The sequence below is a fragment of the Rhodococcus marinonascens NBRC 14363 genome, from assembly GCF_001894885.1.
Lineage (GTDB): Bacteria > Actinomycetota > Actinomycetes > Mycobacteriales > Mycobacteriaceae > Rhodococcus_F > Rhodococcus_F marinonascens.
Window position 1 is genome coordinate 1 of the sequence record NZ_BCXB01000123.1, and the last position, 1355, is coordinate 1355.

Below are 1355 nucleotides of genomic sequence, written 5' to 3' on the forward strand. Positions count from 1 at the left end.
CCAGGGTGCCGTCGTTGTTGACCTCCGGGGCTGTCAACTGCACTTTCATCCTCTCAGGACCAGGTCGGCCACACGGTAGGGGTTGGCCGCGAGTCGGCGGCAGGCCTGTGCGATGTTCGCATGCCCTGCCCGGCGGTGGAGGCTGACGGCAACGTTCCGCAAGGTCGCCATCACCTGCGGCCCGTGGCCGGCACGGATGGTGGAGCGGTCCTCGTCGAATGTCACGTCCCGCACATAGTGGACTTTGTTCTCGATGTGCCAATGCCCCCGGATCCATGCTGCGAGCAGCTTCGGTGGTGCCTGCTCGCACGGCAGCGAGCAGATCGCGTACACCACCTCGATACTCCATCGATCGGTGCCGATGCGCCGCCGCCGGGTGATCCGAATTGCCTGCTGCGCATACGGAAACCGCAGACCACGGGCAATGGTGAGGATCTTGTAGCCGCGGTGTTCCTCACGGCCGTGACCGCGCTCGACCGGGTCGGACCACACCACCGGCACCCGCTCCCACGGCTGGTCCCGGACCCGGGCGAGCAGTCCTGGCCGGTTCGCCTTGACGATCATCACGTATTCGGCCCGGCACTGCTCACGCAGGCACCGGGCGGTCGCCCTCTGGGTATGCATAGCGTCGACGGTGACCACCGCCCCGGCGATATCGAGGCCGCGCAACAGCTTTCTGACCGTGGGGATCTCATTGGACTTGTCGACGGTCCGGCACTGCCCGACCACGACCGCGTCACCGTGGGTGACCGCCGCGACCAGATGCGGAGCCGCCTGTTTCCCGATACGGGCCCCCCGGATCGTCTTACCGTCGACCGCCACGACAGTCCTCCCGCCTTCCGCGCCGATGTCGACGGCCAGGTACCGGACGAGGACTCCGTCCAGCGTGTCGCCGTCGATCCGGCCGAGTACCTGTCGGATCGCGGCCTCGCTGGGAACACGGAATCGGATACCACATCGTTGCAACACTTCCCGTGGTGCACCGGCGACCCAGTCGGCGATGGCGTAGAACGAGCGGGCGCCGGCGGCGACCGCGCACAAAGCCACGGCGATCAGTGACGGTAACCGGTAGCGGCGACCGCGCCGATCCCGCGGATCGGGCACCTCGTCGAGCACGGTGAGCAGATCCTGCATTCGTGTGTCGGTGACGACCCCGCCCCACCGTGTCAACTGGTGAAGGCATGGGTCTATCGGGGACACTGTCCCGGCGGGCATGGGTGACTCCTCGTGGACGATCGTTGGATGCGTGAGACACACCCATGATCAATCCCTGTCCCTATGCCCGCTCAACCGGCCTGGACAGCACTCCGAAAGAACGAAAACCCCAGTTCACGAGGCTGCTAATCAACAACCAC

General features: G+C 66.1%; 1 protein-coding gene. It reads right to left on the minus strand.

All coding sequences use genetic code 11. From position 1 onward, the window contains the following. Window positions 1-45: 45 nt before the first annotated feature. A complete protein-coding gene (locus RM2_RS23130; protein ID WP_084721977.1) occupies window positions 46-1215 on the minus strand; it encodes an ISAs1 family transposase in 1170 nt (389 codons plus the stop codon). Between the last annotated feature and the right edge of the window lie 140 nt (window positions 1216-1355).

Coding starts and splice junctions, on each gene's coding strand:
- RM2_RS23130 (WP_084721977.1), bottom strand. CDS start 1,215: ATGCCCGCCGGGACAGTGTCCCCGATAGACCCATGCCTTCACCAGTTG.